Here is a 502-nt window from a genome sequence, read left to right on the forward strand (position 1 = left end):
TAACCACCTGTGGCGAGTCTCATGGGACGGGACTTATGGCGATTGTGGACGGTGTACCGCCCAATTTGGCGCTGTGCGAGGCGGATCTGCAAGCCGAACTTGACCGCCGTAAACCCGGCACGTCCAAATTCGCCACTCAGCGTAAAGAAGATGACGTGGTGGAGATTGTCTCTGGGGTGTTTGAGGGGCGTACCACAGGCACACCGATTGGACTACTCATTCGCAACACCGACCAAAAATCCAAAGACTATGGCAACATCGCCACGACTTTTCGCCCTAATCATGCTGACTACACATACACGATGAAGTACGGCTTTCGGGATTATCGTGGCGGTGGGCGTTCATCTGCTCGTGAGACTGCCATGCGTGTGGCAGCAGGGGCGATTGCCAAAAAATACTTAAAAGAACGCTTGGGTGTTATCATTCGTGGTCATGTTACCCAAATCGGCACCGAAAAGGCTGAGAAGCTCGATTGGGATATTGGGTATTATTAAAAACAAAT

1 pseudogene is annotated in these 502 nt (G+C 51.4%); it reads left to right on the forward strand.

The window, feature by feature from the left end:
• A pseudogene (gene aroC / locus B0182_RS13005) lies at positions 1–479 on the forward strand (chorismate synthase); the annotation flags it as partial.
• Between the last annotated feature and the right edge of the window lie 23 nt (positions 480–502).

The sequence above is a fragment of the Moraxella bovis genome, from assembly GCF_002014975.1.
Classification (GTDB): Bacteria; Pseudomonadota; Gammaproteobacteria; order Pseudomonadales; family Moraxellaceae; genus Moraxella; species Moraxella bovis.